Below are 1,099 nucleotides of genomic sequence, written 5' to 3'. Positions count from 1 at the left end.
TTATATTTTTAAAGTCATATATAACCCCGCCTTATCAACACATAACCCCGCATTGTATCTTGATTACTGAGAGAGCAAGGGCAACTGAAGCATCCAAAGGAGTGGATTCTTTAAGCCTTTGATCATTAGACGATGGTATGCGTAGTTATTGCCAATATTGAGCCACCTCTTTCAGAGAAAGGGGAATTACTACAATGCTTTTATTTTCCCTTTTACAAAAGGGACGACAAACGCCAAATGCTAGAAGCATCGACGGGGTTTGAAAGAGGAGTTAACGGCGCGGAGTCCCACTCTATTAAGATCTGTAATCGCCGTTAATTTTCACATAATCGTACGAAAAATCGCATGTATAATATTTGCTCGATTCTTTGCCTGCTTTTAAATCTATAACAACTTGAATTTCTTTTTTAAGCAATGCTTTCTTTGCTGTTTGTTCGGAAAAGTTTAATGCAAAACCGTTTTTAAAAGTATGCACTCCACCAATATATATATCAACTTTCCCAAGATCAAAATTCACCCCAGCTCTGCCAACTGCAGCAAGAACTCTGCCCCAGTTTGCATCCGCGCCAAATACTGCAGTTTTAAAAAGAGGCGACGTAGCCACTGTAGAAGCTATAAGTTTTGCATCATTTTTTGTTTTAGTATTTTTAACTTCAATTTCTACAAACTTTGTTGCACCTTCTCCGTCCCTAGCCATAGATTTTGCAAGCTCTAAAGTAAGGTCATCAAACGCTTTTATAAAATTTGTCATATCGTTTTTTGACAAATTCCCTGTTTCACTCTGACCATTTGCCAACACTATAACAGTATCATTTGTTGATGTATCTCCATCAACAGACACACAATTAAAGGATTTTTCTACAGATTTTTCTAATATTTTTTGTAATGATTTGCCGCCAATATCAGCATCGGTCAAAATAAATGAAAGCATTGTTGCATGAAAACCTTGTAAATTTGGGGGTGTGTAAAAGGCGCGGGTATGATACACCCAAATTTACAAGGTTTTCATGCAACAATGCTTTCATTTATTTTGACCGATGCTGATATTGGCGGCAAATCATTACAAAAAATATTAGAAAAATCTGTAGAAAAATCCTTT

At 36.4% G+C, this 1,099-nt stretch carries 1 protein-coding gene and 1 pseudogene; one reads left to right on the top strand and one right to left on the bottom strand.

Translation table 11 applies throughout. The features are described from left to right. Nucleotides 1–295: 295 nt before the first annotated feature. Complete coding sequence (locus LE180_RS05170) at nt 296–988, bottom strand: bifunctional ornithine acetyltransferase/N-acetylglutamate synthase (protein WP_374134393.1); 693 nt, start codon at nt 986–988, stop codon at nt 296–298. On the opposite strand from LE180_RS05170, the pseudogene LE180_RS05165 reads away from it, so the two are divergent. Beyond that, nucleotides 959–1,099, top strand: a pseudogene (locus LE180_RS05165) (bifunctional ornithine acetyltransferase/N-acetylglutamate synthase); the annotation flags it as partial. The gene LE180_RS05170 and the pseudogene LE180_RS05165 overlap by 30 nt on opposite strands.

Source organism: Candidatus Endomicrobiellum pyrsonymphae (genome assembly GCF_020328025.1).
GTDB classification, from domain to species: domain Bacteria; phylum Elusimicrobiota; class Endomicrobiia; order Endomicrobiales; family Endomicrobiaceae; genus Endomicrobiellum; species Endomicrobiellum pyrsonymphae.
The sequence above is the reverse complement of the archived record's forward strand: the minus strand, read 5'-3'. Positions and strand labels throughout refer to the sequence as shown.